The organism is Mesorhizobium sp. M8A.F.Ca.ET.202.01.1.1, from assembly GCF_004791595.1.
Lineage (GTDB): Bacteria > Pseudomonadota > Alphaproteobacteria > Rhizobiales > Rhizobiaceae > Mesorhizobium.
In genome coordinates, this window is record NZ_SRUN01000195.1 from 1 (window position 1) to 316 (window position 316).

Annotated in this window: 1 pseudogene; it reads left to right on the forward strand. The window is 77.2% G+C overall.

Annotation, left to right across the window (positions count from 1 at the left end):
• A pseudogene (locus tag EN845_RS35890) lies at positions 1 to 316 on the forward strand (hypothetical protein); the annotation flags it as partial.

Below are 316 nucleotides of genomic sequence, written 5' to 3' on the forward strand. Positions count from 1 at the left end.
GTGGATCAAGGCTTGCTGCGGCTGGCGGCGCCGACGCGGGCAGCACTGGCGGCGTTTCGGGCTGCGCCGGAGCGGAGGCAGGCGCTTCGGCGGTGGCCTGTGCCGTCGCCGGCGGGCTCGGCGACGCAGGAGCCGCTGGCTGGACGTCCGCCGCCGGCTTGGCCGCGGCCGCGACAGCCGGCTGCTCGGACGCAGCGCCCTCCACCGGCGGCAGGGCTTCGGAGCCGGCCTGGCTGGCAGGCTCGGCCCCAGCCAGCGGTTTCGCCGTATCGCCCTTCGCGGGATCTGCGGCCTGGCTCTCGTCCTTGGCGGTCGC